This window comes from Kitasatospora sp. NPDC088548 (assembly GCF_044753005.1).
Classification (GTDB): Bacteria; Actinomycetota; Actinomycetes; order Streptomycetales; family Streptomycetaceae; genus Kitasatospora.
The window spans coordinates 135,114-156,909 of the sequence record NZ_JBIVMI010000006.1; the positions used below are offsets into that span (position 1 = coordinate 135,114).

The following is a 21,796-nucleotide window of genomic DNA, read 5'->3' on the forward strand; positions in this document are numbered from 1 at the left end:
CCAACCTAGCCCGGTCATCGTCTCCGCTCCACCCCTTTTCACCGGTGCCGTCCTGGAATGTCGGCTGCCCGGACCCGGACCTGCCCCACCGTTCATCCGCCGGAGGGCAGTTGGCCCTGGACATCGGTCCAGGGCCCAACACGCCGCTTTCCCGGCGTCAGCCGACCGGGAGCGGTGGCAGCTCGGGGCGGTGGAGCCAGGCGTCGAGCAGAGGCCCCAGCGGGGCGTCCGTGTAGCGGGAGACGTGCGCGGTGAGGCCGGCGGTGCTGACGACACCGTGGCGGTTGAGGGTGGCCCAGTCCTTGAGCATGCGAAAGAAGGACGGGTCGCCGAGGGCCTGCCGCAGGGCGTGGACGGCGAGGCCGCCGCGCTGGTAGAGGCGGTCGTCGAACATCAGCTTCCGGCCGGGGCCGGCGAGCCGGAGGTCCTGCGGGAGCCCGGCCAGGAGGGTGTGCGCGGCGGCGGCGCGGGTGGCGGCGGTCGGGCCGCCGGCGTGCTCGGACCAGAGCCACTCCGCGTACTTGGCGAAGCCCTCGTTGAGCCAGATGTGGCTCCAGTCGGCGATGGTGAGGCTGTTGCCGAACCACTGGTGGGCCAGCTCGTGGGCGATCAGGCGCTCGCGGTCCCAGCCCCCGCCGAGGTGGTTGGTGCCGAAGGTGGCGACGCCCTGCGCCTCGACCGGGACGTCCAGCTCCTCGTCGGCGACGACCACCGCGTACTCGCCGAACGGGTACGGTCCGAAGACCTCCTCGAAGTACTCCATCATCCGCGGCTGCTGGTCGAAGCCCGCGCCGAACCCGTCCGCCAGCCGCTCCGGCAGGTAGCCGGTCTGCGGGACGGCGGGGCGCTCGGCGAACCGGACCGCCCGGTACTGGCCGATCGAGACGGTGACCAGGTAGGTCGAGGTCGGCTCGCTCTGCTCGTACACCCAGGTGGTGCTGGACGCCCGGGTCGTCCGGGTCAGCAGCCGGCCGCCGACCACCACGGTGTACGGGGACGGTGTGGTGATCGCTATCTGGTAGCCGGCCTTGTCGGCGGGCCGGTCGTTGCACGGGAACCAGGACGGCGCTCCGACGGGCTGGCTGGCCACCAGCGCGCCGTCGGTCAGCTCCTCCCAGCCGAGGCCGCCCCACGGGCTGCGCACCGGGCGGGGGTTGCCGGTGTAGTGCACCTCGACGGTGAACGCCGCACCGGCGGCGAGCGCCTTCGCCGGGCGGATCCGCAGCTTGCCGCCCCGGTGGGTGTACCGGGCGGCCCTGCCGTCGACCAGGACCCGGCCGATCCTGAACTCACCGAGGTCGAGCGCGAACTCGGCCAGGGCGACGCCCGCGACGGCGCTGAGCCGGGCGGTGCCGCCGAGTCGGTTGGGGCCGGGACGGTAGTCCAGGGCGAGTTCGTAGCGGTGGACCCGGTAGCGCGGATCCCCACTGTTGGGGAAGTAGGGGTCCGGGGCGGCGCTGGGGGCCGCCGGGGCGTGCTCGGGCTGCACGGGGCGGGGTTTCACCGGGTCGTGTGCTCCCTGTGAGATGGCGGACGTGGGGGGACGGGGGACGTGCGGGGTGTCGGGGACGCCGCCAGCGGGGCGGATGGTCATGGCGTGGTCTGCCACGCCTCGATCGGGTTGCCCAGCCACCGCGTGTCGGCGGGGACGGACTCGGCGCGCATCACCAGCGAGGCCGGGCCCAGCGTGCTGCGCGCGCCCACCGTGCTGCCGGGCAGCACGATGCCGCCCGGGCCCAGGGTGGCGCCCTCGCGGAGGATGACAGTATCCATCCGCATGATCCGGTCGTGGAAGAGGTGGGTCTGCACCACACAGCCCCGGTTGATGCTGACCCCGTCCCCGAGAGTGACCAGGTCGGCCTCCGGCAGCCAGTAGCTCTCGCACCAGACGCCCCGCCCGATGCCCGCGCCGAGCGCCCGCAGCCAGACGTTCAGCAGCGGTGTGCCGGGCACCGAGCCGACCAGCCATGGCACCGCCAGCACCTCGACGAAGGTGTCCGCGAGCTCGTTGCGCCACACGAAGCCGCTCCACAGCGGATGCTCCACCGCCCGGAACCGGCCGACCAGCAGCCACTTCGCCGCCACCGCGACCAGGCAGGCCACCCCGCCGGCCGCCAGCAGCACCAGACCGGAGAGCAGCGCGGCCACCGCCGGCGACCAGCCGTCGGCCAGCCAGGACAGCGTTGCCAGCGTCAGCGCGCCGAGCGCCCCGGACGCCAGCACCGGCAGCAGCCGGGCCACCTCGACCAGCCCGCGCGCCCAGAGCAGCCGGGCCGGCGGCTCGTAGGTGAGGCTCTGGTCGGCCTCGTCGGCCGAGCGCGGCAGGCGCATCGGCGGCATGCCCAGGTACGAGCCGCCCTTCTTCGCCTTCTTCGGCGTCGCCGACAGGACGCCCACCAGGCCGCGGGCCGGCACGGCCCGCCCGGGCGCGGTCATCCCCGAGTTGCCGAGGAAGGCGCGCTCGCCGACCTTCGCCTCGCCGAGCCGCACCCAGCCGCCGCCCAGCTCGTACGGGGCGATCAGGGTGTCGTCGGCCAGGAACGCGCCGTCCCCGACCGTGGTCAGGCTGGGCAGGGCCAGCACCGTGGACACCTCGGCGCCCCGGCCGACCTTCATCCCGAGCGCCCGCAGCCAGAACGGGGTGATCAGACCGGCGTACAGCGGGAACAGGATCTCGCGGGCCTGGTCCATCAGCTGCGTGACCGTCCAGGCCTGCCAGCCGACCCGGCCGTGCAGCGGGTGCACCCCGGGCGTCAGGCCGATGCTCAGCAGCCGTACCGCCGCCACCAGCTGCGCCGCGTAAAGCAGGCCGTACGCCAGGGTGGCGGGCAGCAGGGCGAGCAGGGCGCCGCCGAGCGCGGTGCCGAGGCCGCCGCCGGGGTGGACGAAGCGGGCGAGCACCGCGAGCGCGGCCAGCGCGGGCAGCACCGGCTGCAGGCTGAGCGCCGTGCCGCTGACCCCGTAGAGCACGGCCCAGCGGACCTGGCGCGCCGGGCGTTCCTTGGGCCAGGCCCGTTCGGCACGGCCCAGTTTGACGGCGGGTGCGCCGCCCCAGCGCTGGCCGGTCGGGACCTGTGCGGTCACGCTGGAGCCGGCCACCACCTGGGCGCGCTTGCCGACCCTGGCACCGGGGAGCAGCGTCGAGCGCGTCCCGACCACGGCGCCGGAGCCGACCTTGATCTGGCCGACCTCCAGACGGTCGCCGTCCAGCCAGTAGCCGCAGAGGTCCACCTCGGCCTCCACCGCACAGCCCCGGCCCAGCTTGAGCATGCCGGTGATCGGCGGCAGCGAGTGCAGGTCCACCTCCGGGCCGACCCTGGCGCCGAGCGCCCGCGCGTAGCGCACCAGCCAGGCCCCGGAGAGCCCGGTGGCGCCGCTCATCTCGGCGAGCCGTTCGGCCGTCCAGAGCCGCAGATGGGTGCCGCCGCCGCGCGGATAGCTGCCCGGTCGCAGACCGCGCAGCAGCAGCCGGGCGCCGCCGGCCGCGATCGCCAGCCGGCCCGCCGGGGTGTACAGGGCGAGTGCGCCCGCGCCCACCGCCCACCAGGACGCGGTCGGCGCCCACGGGTAGTCGCCGAGGTGGGTGAGGACGTTGCCGAGCGCCAGCAGCGCGACCGTCCAGCGCAGTCCGACCACGGTGAACAGCGGGATCAGCAGGAGCAGCTGGAGCAGTTTGGCCCTGGTCGGCACCAGGGCGATGGTGCGGGTCTCGCCGCTGTCGGCCGCCGTGCGCTCCAGGTGGCGGGCGAGCTTGCGCAGCGTCGGCTGCTGGTAGATGTCCAGCACCGCGGCGCTCGGGTAGCGGGCGCGCAGCAGGGTGGTGAGCCGGGCCGCTGCCAGACTGCCGCCGCCGATGGCGAAGAAGTCGTCGCGCGGGCCGCTCACCGGCACGCCCAGGATCTCGCTCCACTGCTCGGCCAGCCAGGCCTCGGTGCCGTACAGCTGCTCGGTCGGCCCGGCGGTCTCCAGGCCGGGCAGCGGCCAGGGCAGGGCGTTGCGGTCGACCTTGCCGGAGGTACGGGTGGGCAGCGAGTCGACGGGCGCGAGGAGCGGCACCAGGGCGGCCGGGAGCTCGGCGCGCAGCCGTTCGACGGCCTGTTCGCGGTCCCAGCCGTCCTTGGTGACCAGGTAGCCGACGAGCAGCTGGTTGCCGCCGCGCGCGGTGCGGACGGCGGCCGCCGCCCCGGCCACGCCGGGCAGGGCCTGGAGTGCCGCGTCGACCTCGCCCAGTTCGATCCGGCGGCCGCCGAGCTTGATCTGCTCGTCGGTGCGGCCGAGGAAGAGCAGGCCCGCCGGATCGGCCTGGACGAGGTCGCCGCTGCGGTAGGCGCGGTCCCAGCCGAGCGAGGGCAGCGGTGCGTACTTCTCGGTGTCCTTGACCGGGTCCAGGTAGCGGGCCAGGCCGACGCCGCCGATCACCAGCTGGCCGGTGCCGCCCGGCGTGACCGGGGTGCCCGCCTCGTCGACCACGGCGAGGTCCCAGCCGTCCAGCGGCAGGCCGATCCGGACCGGACCCTCGCCCGTCAGCAGCGCCGCGCAGGCCACCACGGTGGCCTCGGTCGGGCCGTAGGTGTTCCAGACCTCGCGGCCCTCGGTGACCAGGCGCTGCACCAGCTCGGGCGGGCAGGCCTCGCCGCCGAAGATCAGCAGCCGGACCTCGTTCAGCGCCTCGGCGGGCCAGAGCGCGGCCAGGGTCGGGACGGTGGAGACCACGGTGATCTCCTGCTCGGCGAGCCAGGGGCCGAGGTCGGCGCCGCTGCGGACCTGGGAGCGGGGGACGGGCACCAGGCAGGCGCCGTAGCGCCAGGCGAGCCACATCTCCTCGCAGGAGGCGTCGAAGGCGACGGAGAGGCCGGCCATCACGCGGTCGCCGGGGCCGATCGGCTCGTCCTGGAGGAACAGCGCGGCCTCGGCGTCCACGAAGGCGGCGGCGTTTCGGTGGGTGACGGCGACGCCCTTGGGGCGGCCGGTGGAGCCCGAGGTGAAGATGATCCAGGCGTCGTCGGAGGGGTCCGGACGGCCGGGGCCGACGGGCTGCCGGTGCTCTCCGGTCACGGTCAGCGCGCGTTCGGCGCCGAGCACGGCGGCGACCGCGGCCTCCTCGAAGACCAGCTGTGCGCGTTCGTCCGGGTCCTCGGCGTCGACGGGCACGTAGGCGGCGCCGGCGGCCAGGACGGCGAGGATGGAGACGTAGAGGTCGTTGGTGCCGGACGGGACGCGGACGCCGACCCGGTCGCCCGGGCCGACCCCGGCGGCGGCCAGCCGCCGGCGCACTTGCTCGACCTCGGCGGCGAGCGCGCGGTAGCTGAGCACGGTGTGACCGTCGTCCAGGGCCGGCTCGTTCGGGTGGGCGCGGACGGTGGCGTCGAGGACGTCGACCAGGGTGCGCGGGGCGGCGGCCGGGCGGCCGGGGAAAAGGGCCTGCGGTACCGGTGGGTGCTGGTTCGTCCGGCTCGGTTCAGCGGTCATGGCAGTCCGTGCGCTCCTTGTCCTCGCCCCGTCCCGACCGATGTCCGGTCCCTGGGGGCGGTGGGGGCACTCGTCTGACGGGTGACCCCACTCCGGGGCCGGAACGGGCAACCCGACCGATGCTAGTCCTGGGTGGTGAGGGCCGTACTGCCTGACACTCCACCCAACTTGCTCTGGAATGACTGAATCTGACTGTTTGTCAGTCAATAACTGAGCCTCCGTTGAGTCGACATGACGGCTTATCAGTAGAATTGACGGATCGTCAGTTCAGTTTTTCGGCAGTGATCCACGCCACACCGGATTCGCGCTCCCTCCGGGTGGCGGGCCCGCCTTCCGGGGCCGTGCTCGGATCTGTCCGGCCGTTCGTCGGGCCCGCCGTGGTGTGCGGAGGGGTCAGTGGAACCGGTCCAGGTGCTCGCGGAGGAACGCCTCCAGGGTGCGCGGGGCGCGGCCGGTCAGCCGGGTGGCGATGTCGTCGGGGACCTCCGGCCTGGCCGCCGCGAGCTGCTGGATCTCCACGACATGGGCGGCCAGCCAGTCCGGCATGCCGGCCCGCTGGACGAGGTGCGCGTGCAGCTCCCCGGGTGCCAGGTCGAGATAGCGCACCGGCCGGCCGAGCAGCTGGCTCAGCAGCCCGGCGAGTTCCGGGTGGCTGTACGCCCGCCCGCCGGTCAGGTGGTACGTCCCGCCGGCGATCTCCGGCCGGGTGAGTGCGGCGGCGGCCACGTCGCCGATGTCCCGGCAGTCGACGTAGTTGCACGGGGCGTCGCCCATCGCGCCGTGCATCAGGCCGGCCGCCGCTATGCCGGGTGCCAGGAGCAGCAGCTTCTGCATGAAGGCGTACGGACGCAGGATCGTCGCCGTGACGCCCGAGGCCCGCAGGTGTTCCTCGATCCGGTGGTGGCCCCGCGAGACGGCGACGGGGGAGTCCGGCTCGGCGGCGGGCGCGGAGATCTTGACGATGTGCTGCACGCCGCCGGCCACGGCCAGGTCGATGGCCCGCAGTTCGTGTTCGACCTGCTGGGGCCCGTTCGCCATGGTGAGGAACAGCTGGCGGGCGCCCTTGAAGGCCTCGCGCAGGGAGCCCTGGTCCCCGGCGTCGGCGAACACCGGCTCGACCAGTCGGCGGGTGTGGTCGGTGAGGTCGGCCGCGAGGCGGCCCGGGTCGCGGCCGAGTGCGCGGCTCGGCACGCCGAGTTCGGCGAGACTCCGGAGTGCGGCGCCGCCGGTGGCGCCGGTGGCGCCCATGATGACGATCATGTCGTCTGCCTTTCGAGTGGGGCTGAAATGGATCCGGATCGGATCCGGAAGGGGCCCGGAGGGTGCGGTCGGTGGGGTCAGTGCTGCCGGCGGCGGTGTGCGCGGGTGCCGCGCCAGCGCCAGGTGATCATGGTGGCGGCGATCGCCGCCGACACCGGCAGGTCGAAGCGGAGCCGCCCGGGCCACGGGCTTGCGGCCAGGGCCGGGATCCCGGGCAGCCAGTGCGCGCCGGACCAGCCGAGCAGCAGTCCGAGCGCCGCGGCGCCGAGCCCGAACCCGGCCGCCAGCAGGATGCGCGGCACCCGCACGGTCCAGGAGCGTGCCGGGCGGCGGCGCAGTCGCGAGCCGACCAGGGCCGCGACCGCGGCCGAGGTGCCGGCGATGGTGGTGCCGGCCGCGATCATCAGCTCCGGTCGGCGGGTCGCGATCCCGCCGATCCCGGCCATCACGGCGGGCATGGCGTAGGCGACCAGGACCTCGCGCCAGAGCACGAAGGGGGGTGGTGTGCCGGGGGCTTCGGCGGGGCTTTCGGTGAGCGTGTCCTGCCGTCGGGGCATGGGGGTCTCCTCGCCAGGTGATTAGGTGGCTAAGTATTGGTGTTTAGGTGGCTAACTATTGGGGCGTGAGAAGGACGGGCCGCCTGTCGTGCGCAAGGCGGCCCGCCGGGTCGGGTCGGGCCGGGTCGGCGTCAGTCGGCGGTCAGGGCGTTCATGCCCTCGACCAGCCGGGCCAGCAGGCCGAGAAAGACCGTGCGCTCCTCGACCGAGAGCCCGCCGACCATGGCCTGCATCCGCTCGAAGTGCTCCGGTGCCATGTCCCGCAGGCGCTGGGCGCCGCGGGTCGTCAGCATCACCACGTTGCCCCGGCCGTCATCGGTGGACGGTCGGCGGGCGACCAGGCCCTCGCGTTCGAGTCCGTCGACCAGCCCGGTCACGGTCGCCCGCGAGACGCCGAGACTGGCCGCCAGCTGGGAGGGTGACTTCTCTCCGTTGTGGTCCTCCAGGTCGGCCAGCAGCCGGTAGCGGCCGGTGGACAGGCCGAAGCGGGAGAAGTGTGCCTCTCCGGCCTGGCCGAGCCGGGCGCCCGCCGCCATCAGCCGCACCGCGACCAGTACCGCCTGCGGGTCGGCCGTCAGGCCGTAGCGGGCGATCTGTCGTCGTGCCTGGTCGAGCGTGGGTGCGCCGCTTTCGGCCGGGTGCTGCTCCATGGGAGTAATATGGCGCCTAATCAGTTGATCGGTCAAGCCTGGGCGATGGGTGTCGTTCGAAGCCGCTGTGGTCCGCCCCGGCAAGGGCGGACCACAGCGGCTCCGGTGCAGTCCCAAGGGGGGCCTGTCCGTGCTCGTCAGGCGCGGGTCGTGCTCGGGATGATCCGCGGCGGTGTCCAGTCGGCGTGCCGCAGAACCGTACGGATCATCACGCCGGGTGGGGTGAACCGGATCGCCGCGTTGCGCGCGGCGACGGTCAGCGGATGGGCGAGCTGCTGTCCCGTCCGGCCCGCCCGGCGCGCGTCGCGGGCCACCGTTCGGCTGCGCGGGCGCCGCTCGGCGTCGTAACGCGCGAGAGCCGCCTCCACCGTCGGCGCCGAGCCGAGCGCGGCGGCCAGGGTCACCGCGTCCTCCAGTGCCTGGCACGCGCCCTGGCCGAGGTGGGGCGTCATGGCGTGTGCCGCGTCGCCGAGCAGCGCGACCCGGCCCACCGCGAACGAGGGCAGCGGCGTGACCAGTTCGTTGACGTCGTGGTGCAGGACAGCCTCCGGGCGGGCGGTGCCCGCTGCGCGGTGCTTCGAGGAGGGGCGTACCGTACCGCCGTGCAACTGATCGAGATCTCCGACCTGATCGTCGCCCACGACCCGCGCACCCGCGAGCGGCTGCCCGTCCGGCGTGCCGATGTCGTCGAGCGGCTGCGGCGAACCGGGCAGCACCGCGCGGCCAGGATCGCCGAGGGCCTGCCCGCGGCCGGCGGAATCCTCGACCCGGCCGCCGTCGACCGCCGACTGGTGGCCGTCCACACCGAACTCCAGCGCCTCAGCGAGGAACTGCGCCTCGGCGACCGGCTCGCCGCCCTGCTGCGCCCGCTGCTCGACGCCGTCCGCCAGACCCGGCCGGGACTGGTACGGATCGTCGACATCGGCTGCGGCCTCGGCTACCTCGTCCGGTGGATCGCCGCCACCGGCGTCCTCGGACCGGACGTCGAACTGCTCGGCGTCGACCTCAACGCCGCCCTGGTCGCCGAGGCCGAACGGCTCGCCCGCGCCGAACACCTGCCCTGCCGCTTCGTCCACGGTGACGCCTTCCAACTCGACGAACCCGGCACGGTGTACGTCTCCACCGGGCTGCTCCACCACTTCCGCGACGCCGACCTCGACGCCTTCTTCGCCGCCCAGGGCCGGCCCGGTACGGTCGCCTTCTGCCACTACGACATCGCCGCCACCGGCCTCGCCCCGATCGGCGCCTGGGTGTTCCACCGAGCCCGCATGCGCGACCCCCTCGGACGCCACGACGGCGTGGCGTCCGCCCGCCGCGCCCATGACGACGCCACCCTGCTGCGTGCCGCCGCCCACGCCCGAGGCCTCGTCCCGCTGCTCTACGAGCCGCGCGGCCACAGCAACCCGTTCTGCACGACCCTGCGTCCGGTGCTCGGCGTGCTTCCCGAACTCGTCGCCCCACTGAGCGCCGCCCTGGAGTGGGACGCCCGCCGCCTCGTCGGAGCCGCCGGGTGAGTGCCGTCCTGCTTCTCCTCCTCGGCCTCCTCGACGCGGCCTTCGCCGGCTTCCGCGCCTCCAGCGGGCGCGACGGCCGGATCCGCCGTGCCGCCGGCAACCGCCGGGCCGCCCTGCGCGGTCTCGCTCACGGCACGCCCGGCCTGCTCGCGGCGGCCGCCGTCGCCGGGGCGGTCCTGCTCGGGTCGGACGACCCGGCGGCCCGCTACCGCGAACTCGACGAGGCGGGCCTGCGAATGCTCGTGGTCTACGGGCCGTACAGCGCCCTGGTCCTGGGCAGCCTGGCCTGCTACCTGGTCGGACCGTTCCGGCTCAGCACCCTTGCCATGATCATCGGTCTTGGCCCGCTCACCCTGTTGCGCCCGCCGGTCGTCGTCGCCGGTGCGGTGGCGGCCGCCTGGCAGAGCCTTCCGGCGGCCGTGGTCGCTCTCACGGCGGGCGTCGCCGTTCTTCTGGTGGAGCCCGTCGTCCACCGCCGCTGGTACACCGAGCCGCTCTGACGGTCACTCCGGCGCCGTGTCCGGTCTCGGTTCTGACGTCCGAGCGGCGTCGAGCCTGCGGCGGGTACGGGGGCGGGGCTGGATTCGGGGCCTGCCCGGTGGTGTCTGTGGTGCCCAGGGGGTGGTCGGGTCGGCGGGTATGACGCCGCATGGCTTCCTCCTCGGTGGCTGGTCCCGAGCTTCTGCTCGACCGGGTGACGGGACATTAAGCGGTGCCACTGACAATGCGGCGGGGAAGGCGCTTCGGAAGATTCCAAGAAAAGGACGTACTGTCACATTAATTCGTATAGGGATTCCCTTGCTCAAACGCCCGTGCTAGCGTGCGGCCGTCAGCTTCTCAGAGTCGAGAAAGTGGGGTCCTGGCATGGGGCAAGAGTTCTCCCGTCGTGGATTCCTCGGCAGCGCCGGAATGGCCACGGTCGGGGTTTCCGGCGCCTCGCTGGGCCTGGCGGACGTCACCGCCGCCGCCGAGGTGGCGGCGGTGCCCGAGGGGCAGTCCGTGCTGCCGGACGACTCTCGCTACCAGACGCTCAGTCAGGGCTTCAACCAGCGCTGGGGCAGCCGGCCCGCCTACATCCGGCTGGTGGGAAACGAGACGGACGCGGTGGCGGAGCTGAGGGCGGCGCTCGACAGCGGTCTGCGGCCGACGATCCGGGGCGGCGGGCACTGTTACGAGGGGTTCGTCGACAATGACAAGGGCGTCATTCTCGACCTCAGCACCATGCGCGGCGTCCACGCGGCGAGGGACAAGTTCGGCAGGCCGAGTTACTGCGTGGAGGGCGGTGCCACCAACTGGGACATCTACACCACCCTCTTCCGCAAGCACGGTGTCACGCTGCCCGCCGGCTCGTGCTACTCGGTCGGTGCCGGCGGCCACATCTGCGGGGGCGGGTACGGGGTCCTGTCCCGGCGGCACGGGTTGACGGTCGACCACCTGGTCCAGGTCGACGTGGTGACCGTCCGGGGCGGCACGGTCGAGGTGGCCAGGGCCCACCGGGACGACGGCGAGGGCTCGCCGGAGAAGGATCTCTTCTGGGCGCACACCGGAGGTGGTGGCGGGAACTTCGGGGTGGTCCTGCGCTACCACTTTGCCCGGAACATCCCAAGGCCGCCGCCGAGGGTCTGGCTGAGCAGCGTCGCCTGGCCCTGGGAGGACTTGGTGAACCGCCCTGAGGATTTCCGCACACTGCTGGACAACTTCGGCGCGTTCCTGATGGAGCACAGTGGAAAGGAGGAGCAGGTCTATCAGGGGTTGTTCTCCATTCTCATGCTCACCCACCGGTCGAACGGGAACGTCGTTCTGTTCAGCCAGTGGGACGAGGACGATCCGGCGCCATTGGAGGAATTCCTGGCCGCCATGGAAAGGGGGATCAGGACCAGATCGGTCGTTCAGACCCACGTCGCCGGAGGACTTTTCCTGCCCTATCCGGACAAGCGCCGTCAGATGCCGTGGTTCCAGGCCACCATGACGCTCAACTCATCCGGTGACAACCAACGAGGCAAGTACAAGTCGGCCTACCATCGACGACCCTTCACCACTGCCCAGATCGGGGCCTTCTGGGCAGGTCTGACGAGGGACGTCCCGGGCGGCGACCTCGGGCGGACGCTGGTGCAGATCGACTCCTACGGCTGCAAGGTGAACGACCGGCTGCCTGCGGACACCGCCGTGCCGCAGCGGGACTCGATCATGAAGCTGCAGTACCAGACGTACTGGACGGACCCGGCCCATGACGCCGCCCACCTGGGCTACCTCAGGGGCCTTTACCGGGACGTCTACCGGGAGACCGGTGGCATCCCGGAGATCGGTGCCGACACCGATGGTGCCTATGTCAACTACCCGGACGTCGATCTCGGCCTGGCCGGCCAGGCCGACCCCGCCTACCAGCGCCTCTACTACAAGGAGAACTACGCCCGGCTGCAGCGGACCAAGAAGATCTGGGACGAGGGGGAGGTGTTCCATCACGCGCAGTCGATCACGCTGCCGAAGCCCTGACCGTCCGCATACTTCGCTGGGGCTGGGGCTGGGGCCGGGGCCGGGGCCGGGAGTCCGGGCTGGGGCGGCGCATCCGGTACGGCCGGGATGCGGACACTGCCGCCGGGGCGCAGGGTCGAGGTATGAGCGGAGTGATCGTGCTGGTCGAGCTGGAGTCGGCCACGGAGGTGCTGGACGCGGGAGAGGTCGACGTGGGTGCCCGGGTGCGCTGGGTGCACGCGGCGCCCTCCGATCCGGATGTACCGGAGGACCCGGGGCCACTCACATTCTGCGGAATCGACACCGGTGACCTCGAACGGGAGCCGTACCGGCCGACCGGACCGGGCCGGCCCTGGTACCCGCCGTCGCAGCGGACTCGGCGGTGCCGGGCGTGCGAGGCGGCACTCAGGGCCCGCTGACCGCGGCCCGCCCGACCGCGACCGAATCTGCGGTGTGGTGCGGCAGGGCAGGGCGCGGCACGACGCAGTACGGCCGTGGCCCGTCCTCCGGACCGACCCGACCGACTGGGTCGACCGACCGACCGGGCCGGCCGGACAGGCCAGGGCCGAAGTGACCTCCCGGGGGGCCGCTCCGCGCGGGGTTGGGCTGCGACGGTGGGGCACGCTCCTACCGGGCCGGGCCGGGCCGCGGCAGCCGAGGCCGCTCGGTGTCTCCGGCGTGGTCACGCGATCAGGAGGCCCCCTCGATGAGTCGGCCGTCGCGGAGCTCGACCACCCGGTCGGCCAGCTCGATCAGGTTCTGGTCGTGGGTCGCGACCAGCACGGTGACGCCCTCGCTGCGGACGACCGCGCGCAGCAGCTGCATGATCGAGCGGCCGGTCTCGGAGTCCAGCTGCCCGGTGGGCTCGTCCGCGATGATCAGGTCCGGTTCGTTGGCGAGCGCGCGGGCGATGGCGACGCGCTGCTGCTGCCCGCCGGACAGCTCGCCCGGGCGCTGGTTGGCGTGGTCCGCGAGGCCGACCAGCGCCAGCAGGGTGTGGGCGCGCTCCTCGCGCTGCGCGGCCGGGATCTTGCGCAACCGCATCGGCACCCCGACGTTCTCGGCGGCGGTGAGTACCGGGAGCAGGCCGAAGGACTGGAACACGAACCCGATCCGGTCCCGGCGCAGCGCGAGCCTTCCGTCTTCGTCCAGGCCGGCCATGTCGGTGCCGTCCAGGCTGATGGTGCCGCTGGTCGGGGTGTCCAGCCCGCCGACCAGGTTGAGCAGGGTGGTCTTGCCCGAGCCCGACCGCCCCTTCAGGGCGGTGAGTTCGCCGCGCCCGATGGTGCACGAGACGCCACGCAGCGCGTGCACGGTTCGCTCCCCGGTGCCGAAACTGTGCCAGAGGTCGGTGACGGTCACCATGGGAGCGGTGACGGTGCCGACCGGTTGCTGCGTCATACGGCGGCCCCCTGGATGTGTTCCTCGGCTCTGCGGTCCGAGGTGTGGTGTGAGGTGTGATGCCTGGATGGTTTCAGGCGTATTGCATGATGTGTCCATGGCGTATTGACGGTGTGTCATGCGGGCTGACGTCGTCAATGCCGAGAATTTGCTCACTACTTACATGTTTCGCGCAAGTCCCTTCCGTTCTTGCAGTGAATCTGACAGCATCGTCCGCTATCCGGTGATCAAGCGCCGGTGATCACTGCCTCGGTGCGTGACAGGCATTCATCCCTGGCCGGAATCTGTCCGGAACAGGCAGCCGCGCGGAACCGGGACGAACCAGGGGGAGGAACGGGATGCTCGGCTTTGTCGTGCGCCGTCTGCGCGGGCGACTGTCGTTGGCCGCCGCTGTCCTGGTCACCATGCTGATCACCACGGCGGTGCTCACCGCGCTGGTGGCGTTCAACAGCACGGTCGGCGAAGCGGGCCTGCGCCAGGCGCTGCAAGGGGCCGGCCGCAACAGGGCCAACGTGCTGGTCACCAGCGAACACGGCCTCGACGGGCGGGCCAAGGACGACGAGGCGATCGGCGTCTACGGCGGCAGGCTCTTCGGCGACTTCCCGGTCCACACCGAGAGCCTCACCCGCAGCCGCTCGTACGGACTCCCGAGCAACGGCACCCCCCGGCCGGCCGACACCGCCGGGACACCGTCGGGCACCGGTGGCCAGCCGGACCTCACCCTGTTCGCCAACCTCGACCACGAGCACGTCCGGCTGGTCGCCGGCAGCTGGCCCGCCGCCGGGCAGGGGAATGTCCAGGCGGCCGTCCCGCAGACCGCGCTGGCCCGGCTCGGCCTCACCGCCGACGCCCTGCCCGCCGAGGTCCGGCTCGACGACCGCTTCGGCGGCCCGCCGCTCACCGTCCGTGTCACCGGCGTCTACCGCGCCACCGACACCGCCGACCCGTACTGGGGGCTCGATCCTCTGGGCGGGCGTGAGATCCAGGCGGGCGGCTTCACCACCTACGGTCCGCTGCTGGTCGACGACAGCGCCTTCACTGCCGCCGGCGTCGTGCAGGACGGCCGCAGCTGGCTGCTCAGCCCGGACCTCGCCGGCATCAGCGCTTCCGAAGCTGCCGCCCTCCGTGACCGGGCCACTCTCCTCGCCGACCAGTACAAGGGCACCACCGGCCTCCAGATCAAGAGCGAACTACCCACTCTGCTGACTGAATTGGAGTCCAGCGCCCTCGTCGCCCGCTCCACTCTGATGATCGGTGCCCTGCAGCTGAGCGTGCTCGCGGCCGCGGTTCTCCTTCTGGTCGTCCATCTGATGGCAACCCGGCAGGAGAGCGAGAACGCCCTGCTGGCGGCCCGCGGTGCCTCCAGCGTCCGTCTCAGTGTCTTCACCGCCACCGAGTCGCTGCTGCTCGCCCTGCCCGCAGCGCTGCTCGCGCCCCTGTTCGCTCCGCTCCTGCTGCGCGCCCTCGCCAGCTACGGGCCGCTCGCCCGGGTACCCCTCGACACCGGCGTGAGCCCTGCGCTCTGGCCGCTCGCGGCCGCCTGCGCCCTCGCCTGCGTCCTGCTCACCATCACACCCACCCTGTTGCGCGGCGCCGGCCGCGCAGTGCTGCGCCGCGCGGGACGGCGCCAGACGGCCGTCACCAACGCGGTCCGCTCCGGCGCCGACCTCGCGCTGCTCGTCCTGGCGGGCCTCGCCTACCAGCAGCTCAGCCAGTACAGCGGCGGGCTGTCGACGGACGCCTCGGGCCGACTCGGTCTCGACCCCGTCCTGATCGCCGCCCCCACCCTGGCCCTCTGCGCCGGCACCCTGCTGGTACTGCGGCTGCTGCCGTTCGCCGCCCGGCTCGGCAGCCGACTGGCCGCCCGTGGTCGCGGTCTGGCACCAGCCCTGGTCGGCTGGCAGCTGGCCCGCCGCCCCGGCCGGGCCACCGGCCCCGTCCTGTTGCTGGTGCTGTCCGTCTCCACCGGTGTGCTGGCGCTCGGCCAGCACAGCACCTGGTCCGCCTCCCAGCACGACCAGGCCTCCCTCGCCACCGCCGGCGGCCTGCGGATATCCGCCTCGGAGACGGCCCCGATGGGACAGGGCGGCCGTTACGGCTCCCTGCCCGGAGGCGACCGGCTGATACCCGTGACCCGCGAGGAGCGGAGGCTGCCCGACGGCAGCACCGGGCACCTGCTCGCCCTGGACGCCGCCGGGTTCGCCGACCGCGTCCCGGTCCGTTCCGACCTGCTCGACGGGAAGAGCCGCCAGGAGGTGTTCGCCCCGCTCGCCCAGCCCGCGCCCACCGGGCCACAGGCCGGTCTGCCGCTGCCCGGCCACCCGCTGCGTATCGAGGCCGACATCAACATCAGCCCGAGCAAGCCGTCGGACGAACACCCGCAGCTCTGGGCGCTGATCCGCGACCGCTTCGGCAGCACCTACCGCATCATGCTGTCCGGCGTTCCCGCCGACGGCGACGCCAAGGTCACCGCGGACCTCACCGCGCTCACCGACGCCCCGCTCGGCTCCGCCGCAGCGCCGCTCACCCTGTCCGGCGTGGTCGTCGGGTTCGACGCGCAGTACGGCGGTGCGCTCCACGGCAAGCTGACCGTCCGCCGGATCGCCGTCGCCGACACCGCGACCGGCCCGGCCACGGTGGTTCCCGTACCGGCCGACCTGACCTGGAGCGCCAGCGCCTTCGTCCAGGACGGCCCTCCCCTCTCCGCCGTCCTGCCCACGGAGACCGGCGGCCAGCAGCTGTTCAAGCTCGAGTACGTGCCGGGCAGCCTGTCCGCCCGCAGCCAGCGCGTCACCGTCGTTCCCGCCGGTGCCCCCGCTCCGGTGGAGGTCCCAGGCGTCGCCACCCACGCCTATCTGGCCGCCGTCGGCTCGGCCGTCGGCGAAACCATCCGCGTTCCCCTCGGCAGCGCCGACCTGCCGGTCAAGATCACCGCCGCGGTCGAGGCGCTGCCCGTGGCGGGCACAACGGCGCTTGCCGTCGACCTCGCCACCGCCGGCCGCTTCCTCGCCGCCGGGGGCAAGGAACTGCCGGGACCCACCGAGTGGTGGCTGCCCGCCACCGGCCCGGACGACCGGACACCTGGCGAGGCCGCCGCCGTGCTGCGGACCACCCCCGGTGCACAGAACCTGCAGCTGCGGGACGAGGTGGCCGACGATCTGCTCAGCGACCCGCTCAGCGCCGCCCCGCAGAGCGCGCTCGCCGCCATCGCCCTGGTCACCGCCGTCCTCGCCTCGATCGGCTACGCCGCCGCCTCGGCCGCCTCCGCCCGCGAGCGCTCCGGCGAGTTCGCGGTGCTGCTCGCCATCGGCACACCCCGGCGGTGGCTGCGACGGACGGCCGCCGCCGAACAGGCCCTGCTGGTGGGACTCGGAAGCGTCGTCGGCCTCGGCCTCGGCGCCCTGATCGTCCAGCTGATCGTCCCGCTCGTGGTGCTCACCCCCGCGGCCCGCAGGCCGGTGCCCGAAGTCCTGGTCGACCTGCCGTTCGGCTGGGCCGTGCTGCTCGCGGGCGCGATCACCGCCGTTCCCCTGTTGTCGGCCTTCGTCAGCGGACGCCGTCGTCGAGACGTGGCCGCCCGGCTGCGGCACGTGGAGGAGATGTGACCAGCCCGGCCGGTACCGGCGCGCCCGCCCCCGCCGACGCCCACCCGAAGACCGACTACCGCCCCGCGCCCTGGGTGCGCACCCGGCTGCGTTCGGCGCCGCTCGCCGCACTGCTCATGGCGGCGCTCGCCTTCGGCACCGTTTTTCTGGCCGTCGCGTTCCCACGAGTGCTCGACCGGGGGAACGACGACGCGCTGCGCGAGTTGCTGCGCAGCCGCGGCCCGGGCTGGACCAGCATGGTCGCCACCTCGAACCACCGTTTCGGCACGGCGGACCTCGACCAGGTGGCGGTGAAGCTGGCCGCCCGCACGGGAAAGACGTTTCACTACGAGTCGAGCGGCCTGGTCTACGGCGTGCGCAGCAACACGACACGCCCGCTGGTCAATCCCGGACTCGCCAAGATCGACGAGGCGGCGACCAAGCTCAACCTGCTCTATCTGAACGGCCTCACCGAGCACGCCACCCTGGCGTCGGGCCGATGGCCCGGCGGGGGCACCGAGACCGGACCGGTCCCGATCGCACTCAGCACCAACGCCGCCGCCACGATCGGCGCCAAGCTCGGCGACATCCTCGAGACCGGCGGCCCCGAGGAACCCCAGGCCGAGCTGGTCGGCCTGTACACCCCCAACGACCTGCACGACCCCTACTGGACCGATCTGTCCTGCGCCGAAGCCGCCTGCCTGTCCACCAAGGGCGGCTGGCAGACCGCCGGTGTCGTCGGCGGTGACGCTCTGTCCCGGATCGAGGTGTGGGGGTACGGAGCGGTGGACTTCTGGCGGATGCCCGTCGACACCGCCGCCCTGCGCGCCGATCTGCTGCCCGAGACCAACGCGGAGGTCGCCTCCTTCCTGGCCGGCCCCACCGGCGTGGGGCTGGCCGTCTACACCGGCCGACAGGACCTGGCCATCAACTCCACGTTGCCCCAGCTGTTCAAGCAGGCCACCGCCCAGCAGGCCGCCGCCGCTCCGGTCGCCGCGATCGGCCCGGCCGGCCTGGCCGGAGTCGCCGCCGTGGTGCTCTGCCTGGCCGCCGCTCTCACCGCCGACCGGCGCGCCGCCGAACTACGGCTGCTCCAGGCCCGCGGCGGATCGCGCGGAGGTGTGCTGCTGCGCCTGCTCGGTGAGGGCGCGGTGGTCCTCCTGCCCGCCGCGGCGGTCGCGACGGCGCTCGCCCTCGTACTGTTTCCCACCCCGCGCTGGACCGGCGCCGTCCTCGCGGGCCTCGCCACCACCCTGCTCGCCCTGCTGAGCTTCCCGGTCCGCGCGTCCGTGCTCTGGTCCGCGCCGCGTGCCCTCGGAGGACGGCGCCGGCTGGTCGCCGAGTCCGCCGTCCTGGCCGTCACCGTCGCGGCCGTGCTGGCGGTCCGGCGACACGGGGTCGCCCCGCCCGGGGAGGGCCTGGACCCGCTGCTGGTCGCCGCTCCGCTCCTGCTCGCCCTGACCGGCGGACTGCTGCTCGCCCGGCTCCAGCCGCTGCTGGTCGGAGCGCTCGCCCGGCTGGCCGGCCGTCGCCCCGGGCTCGTCGGATTCCTCGGTCTGGCCCGCGCCGCCCGTGGCACCGGCGGCCGCACGGGCCCCCCGATGCTGCCGCTGCTCGCGCTGCTGCTCGCGGTCACCACCGCGGGCTTCGGGGCCACCGTGCTGGACACGATCGACAGCGGACGGCTGCGTTCCGCCCGGATCGCCACCGGCGGCGACGCCTCCCTCGCCGTACCGATCGGCGTCAACCTGTCGCCCGGCTTCCTTGCGGCGGCGGCCGCGCTGCCCGGAGTGCGGACGGCCGTGCCCGCCTACACCGAGTCCGAGGGATTCCTCCTCGGTACCGGTGACGGGTCCACCCGGACCACCGTGGTGGTCGTCGAGCCCGAGGCGTACGCCGAGCTGTCCCGCACCGTCGGGCGCGGCGAGTTCGACCCGGCCGTGCTCGCGGGCGGAACCGGCGGCGCCGACTCGCCCGTTCCGGCCCTCTTCAGCACCGAACTCGCGAAGAAGGGCATGGACGGTAACCACCGTCTGCGCCTGCCCAACGGTGGCGAACTCGTCACCACCGCGGCAGGAACGGTCGACGGCACGCCCGCGCTCCCGGGCCTGGGCCGACGGTTCGTCGTGCTGCCGGCCGGACCGGCGGTCGCACGGGTTCCCGAACTCGGCCACCTGAATGTCTGGCTCGCCACGGGCGACGTGGACGAGCGGCAGCTGAAGGGACTGGTGCGCACGCTGGCGGCCTCGATCAAGGAGGGCGCCGCGGCCGCGGCGGACTGGTCCCAGGCGGTGGCGCCTGCCTCGTTGCCCACCTCCGGTTCTGCCAAGCCGTCGGTGCCCGCGTCGTCCGCGCCGGCCCCGGCGTCCACGTCGGCGTCCTCCGCGTCCGCCCCGGCCCCCGCGAGCGCCGACCCCGACGCCGTACCCAACGGCTACCTGGTGAAGACCAGCGCGACCGTGGCCGCCGAACTCGCCGCCGACCCGCTCCAGCGCTCGGCGAGCCGGCTGTTCTGGGTCGCCGTGATCGGCGCCGCCGCCTTCGCCCTCCTCGCCGTGCTGCTGACGCTGCTTCGCGCCGCCCCCGAACGCGTCGCCCTGCTCGCCAGGCTGCGCACCATGGGCCTGCGGCCCCGGCAGGGTCTGGCGTTGATCGTCGCCGAGACACTGCCGCAGACCCTGGTCGCCGCCTTCGGCGGCGGACTGGTCGCCCTGGCCGCGGTCGCCCTGCTCGGGTCGGCGTTCGATCTGTCGGTGCTGATCGGCGCGGACGTCCCGGTCGGCCTGCGGCTCACCGTGATGCCCGTTCTGGTGCAGACACTCGGCCTGGCCGCCCTGGTGTCCGTCGGCGTACTGGCCGAGGCGTTCGTCTCCGGCCGGCGCCAGATCACCACCGAACTGCGGGCGGGGGACCAGCGGTGACCACCACCCCGGAGACGCCATACCCGGACGGTACGGGAATCAGCTCGCGGCAACCGCGACCAGGAGCGCGCCCAGGCGCAGCGGTGACAGGAGACCAGTGGTGAACAGCGCCCCCCAGACCCGGCCGGACGGCCAGACCCCCACCTTTCAGGAGCTCCAGGACCAGGCACGCGCCGCCGCGGCACCGAAGGCGTACGGCGCGGGCGCGGCCATCGTCTGCGACCGTCTGGTCCGTATCTTCAGCGCCGAGGGAATCGAGGTGCAGGCGCTCCAGGGGCTGGAGCTGACCATCCGGCAGGGCGACCTGGTGGCTCTGGTCGGTGCCTCCGGCAGCGGCAAGTCGACCCTGCTCACCATTCTGGCCGGGCTCGACGTCCCGACCGCCGGCAGCGCGGCCGTGGCCGGCTGCGAGCTGCTGGACATGTCCCCCCGTGAACGCCTGCGCTACCGCCGTGAGGTGGTCGGCTTCATCTGGCAGCAGACCGCCCGCAACCTGATGCCCTTCCTCACCGCCGCCGAGAACGTCGCGCTGCCGATGCAGCTGCGCGGCCGCCGGGGCGGGCCGGGCGGGGCGAAGCAGCAGGCCGCCCGGGTGGCGGAGCTGCTGGAGGCGCTGGAGATCGGCCAGCTCGCCCACCGCCGCCCCGCCGAGCTCTCCGGCGGACAGCAGCAGCGGGTCGCCATCGCCGTGGCGATGGCCAACAACCCGCCCGTCCTGCTCGCCGACGAGCCGACCGGCGAGCTCGACTCGGAGACCGCGGCCACCATCTTCGAGGCGTTCCGCACCGTCAACCGTGAACTCGGCACCACCGTCGTCATCGTCACCCACGACCCGATGGTGGCGGGTGAGGTGCGTCGCACGGTCGCCATCCGGGACGGCCGGACCAGCAGCGAGGTGCTGCGCCGCACCATCACCGACGAACACGGCGAGGAGTCGATCAACGAGCGCGAGTACGTGATGCTGGACCGCACCGGCCGGGTGCAGCTGCCGGTCAAGTTCCTGGAGGCGCTCGGCATGGAGCACCGGGTCGCCGTCGATCTGGCCGCCGACCACATCGCCGTCAGCCCGGACGACCTGGCCGGCCACGGAGCGGACGGGCCCTGAGACGGGCAGCCGCCGGTACGGGCGTGCGGCACTGATGCGGCGGGCGGCGGGCGGACGGCCCTGGGCATCCTCGGGGCGGGTGGCGATGGGATGCTGAGGCCGACGTTCCGGGTGAGAGGTGCCGCATGAGCAGCCGAGTGAGGGTGCTGAGGAAGCAGAACCGGCTCAGCCTGGAGGCGCTGGCGGCGCGGGTCGGGGTGACCAAGAGCTACCTCTCCAAGGTGGAGCGCGGTCTCAGCGACCCGTCGATCTCGACCGCGCTGAAGCTCGCGCACGCGTTGAACGTCGATGTCAGCCGGCTGTTCTCGGACGAGGTGGAGCCCGAGCTGGTCACCGTGGTCCGGGCCGGCGAACGGACACCGATGGCGGGCGGGGCCGGCCCCGGCGCCCCGCACTACGAGGGCATCGCGACCGGCCTCAGCGGCAAGCGGATGGTGCCGTTCATGATGTACCCGCGGATCGAGCCGGCCGACTCGCCGTTCAAGTCCCATGCGGGTGAGGAGTTCTTCTTCGTCCATGCCGGGACGGCCGAGCTGGGGTTCCCCGAACGGACCGTCCGGCTCGGCCCGGGCGACAGCGTCTACCTCAACTCGGCGCTCCCGCACCGCTGCCGGAGCACCGGCGCCGAGCCGGCCGCGATCCTGGTGGTGATCCACGACGATCCGGCCGGCCCGGCGGACCGGGTGCCGACGCTGCCCTGACCGCCCGTCAGCGCGTGGTCGTCGGCAGCAGGCCGACCAGGAGGTCGGCCCGGTCCCGGTCCAGTGACAGCAGCGGGTGGCGCGGCTCGCCGACGTCCAGACCGTGCAGCGCGAGGCCGGCCTTGACCGTGGCGGGGGTCCCGCCGCGAACCGGGCGCGTCG

General features: G+C 73.4%; 14 protein-coding genes and 1 pseudogene. 8 read left to right on the top strand and 7 right to left on the bottom strand.

Translation table 11 applies throughout. From position 1 onward, the window contains the following. Positions 1 to 157 precede the first annotated feature (157 nt). The 6 genes and pseudogenes from ACIP82_RS10960 to ACIP82_RS10985 all read right to left on the bottom strand — a co-directional run. Positions 158 to 1,504 (bottom strand): M1 family metallopeptidase, encoded by a 1,347-nt coding sequence (locus ACIP82_RS10960; protein ID WP_400652910.1) that lies wholly within the window; start codon positions 1,502 to 1,504, stop codon positions 158 to 160. A gap of 86 nt (positions 1,505 to 1,590) precedes the next feature. Beyond that, positions 1,591 to 5,469, bottom strand: coding sequence for a Pls/PosA family non-ribosomal peptide synthetase (locus ACIP82_RS10965; protein ID WP_400652912.1), 3,879 nt, complete (start codon positions 5,467 to 5,469; stop codon positions 1,591 to 1,593). A 393-nt stretch (positions 5,470 to 5,862) separates the two neighbouring features. Then, on the bottom strand, positions 5,863 to 6,729 hold the full coding sequence (locus ACIP82_RS10970; RefSeq protein ID WP_400652914.1) for an NmrA family NAD(P)-binding protein: 867 nt from the start codon (positions 6,727 to 6,729) through the stop codon (positions 5,863 to 5,865). 77 nt (positions 6,730 to 6,806) lie between these two features. After that, the gene (locus ACIP82_RS10975) at positions 6,807 to 7,286 is read right to left on the bottom strand and encodes a hypothetical protein (protein ID WP_400652916.1); all 480 of its coding nucleotides are present in this window, start codon (positions 7,284 to 7,286) and stop codon (positions 6,807 to 6,809) included. A 131-nt stretch (positions 7,287 to 7,417) separates the two neighbouring features. Continuing rightward, positions 7,418 to 7,936 carry a MarR family transcriptional regulator gene (locus tag ACIP82_RS10980; RefSeq protein WP_363612970.1) on the bottom strand — a complete coding sequence of 173 codons (519 nt, stop codon included), beginning with the start codon at positions 7,934 to 7,936 and terminating at the stop codon, positions 7,418 to 7,420. Between the two features lie 137 nt (positions 7,937 to 8,073). Further along, positions 8,074 to 8,490, bottom strand: a pseudogene (locus tag ACIP82_RS10985) (FAD-dependent monooxygenase); the annotation flags it as partial. A 48-nt stretch (positions 8,491 to 8,538) separates the two neighbouring features. Here ACIP82_RS10985 and ACIP82_RS10990 point away from each other — a divergent pair. The 4 genes from ACIP82_RS10990 to ACIP82_RS11005 all read left to right on the top strand — a co-directional run bounded on the left by ACIP82_RS10990 (position 8,539) and on the right by ACIP82_RS11005 (position 12,341). Then, positions 8,539 to 9,450, top strand: coding sequence for a class I SAM-dependent methyltransferase (locus tag ACIP82_RS10990; protein ID WP_400652919.1), 912 nt, complete (start codon positions 8,539 to 8,541; stop codon positions 9,448 to 9,450). Next, positions 9,447 to 9,950 (top strand): hypothetical protein, encoded by a 504-nt coding sequence (locus ACIP82_RS10995; protein ID WP_400652921.1) that lies wholly within the window; start codon positions 9,447 to 9,449, stop codon positions 9,948 to 9,950. Before ACIP82_RS10990 ends, ACIP82_RS10995 begins: the two co-directional genes overlap by 4 nt. A gap of 364 nt (positions 9,951 to 10,314) precedes the next feature. Beyond that, entirely contained in the window at positions 10,315 to 11,943 is a 1,629-nt protein-coding gene (locus ACIP82_RS11000; protein WP_400652923.1) for an FAD-binding oxidoreductase, read from the top strand. A 122-nt stretch (positions 11,944 to 12,065) separates the two neighbouring features. Then, entirely contained in the window at positions 12,066 to 12,341 is a 276-nt protein-coding gene (locus tag ACIP82_RS11005; protein ID WP_363612962.1) for a hypothetical protein, read from the top strand. A gap of 271 nt (positions 12,342 to 12,612) precedes the next feature. Here the strand turns inward: ACIP82_RS11005 and ACIP82_RS11010 are convergent, their stop codons facing one another. After that, a complete protein-coding gene (locus ACIP82_RS11010; protein ID WP_400652925.1) occupies positions 12,613 to 13,323 on the bottom strand; it encodes an ABC transporter ATP-binding protein in 711 nt (236 codons plus the stop codon). Positions 13,324 to 13,661: 338 nt separating this feature from the next. Here ACIP82_RS11010 and ACIP82_RS11015 point away from each other — a divergent pair, with 338 nt between their 5' ends. The 4 genes from ACIP82_RS11015 to ACIP82_RS11030 all read left to right on the top strand — a co-directional run bounded on the left by ACIP82_RS11015 (position 13,662) and on the right by ACIP82_RS11030 (position 21,634). Beyond that, positions 13,662 to 16,928 (top strand): ABC transporter permease, encoded by a 3,267-nt coding sequence (locus tag ACIP82_RS11015; RefSeq protein WP_400652927.1) that lies wholly within the window; start codon positions 13,662 to 13,664, stop codon positions 16,926 to 16,928. Continuing rightward, positions 16,925 to 19,828: a hypothetical protein gene (locus ACIP82_RS11020; RefSeq protein WP_400652929.1), complete on the top strand. Its 2,904-nt coding sequence runs from the start codon at positions 16,925 to 16,927 to the stop codon at positions 19,826 to 19,828. Before ACIP82_RS11015 ends, ACIP82_RS11020 begins: the two co-directional genes overlap by 4 nt. A gap of 100 nt (positions 19,829 to 19,928) precedes the next feature. Beyond that, entirely contained in the window at positions 19,929 to 20,933 is a 1,005-nt protein-coding gene (locus ACIP82_RS11025) for an ABC transporter ATP-binding protein (RefSeq protein WP_363612954.1), read from the top strand. Between the two features lie 125 nt (positions 20,934 to 21,058). Further along, positions 21,059 to 21,634, top strand: coding sequence for a helix-turn-helix domain-containing protein (locus tag ACIP82_RS11030; protein WP_400652931.1), 576 nt, complete (start codon positions 21,059 to 21,061; stop codon positions 21,632 to 21,634). The last annotated feature ends 162 nt before the right edge of the window (positions 21,635 to 21,796 follow it).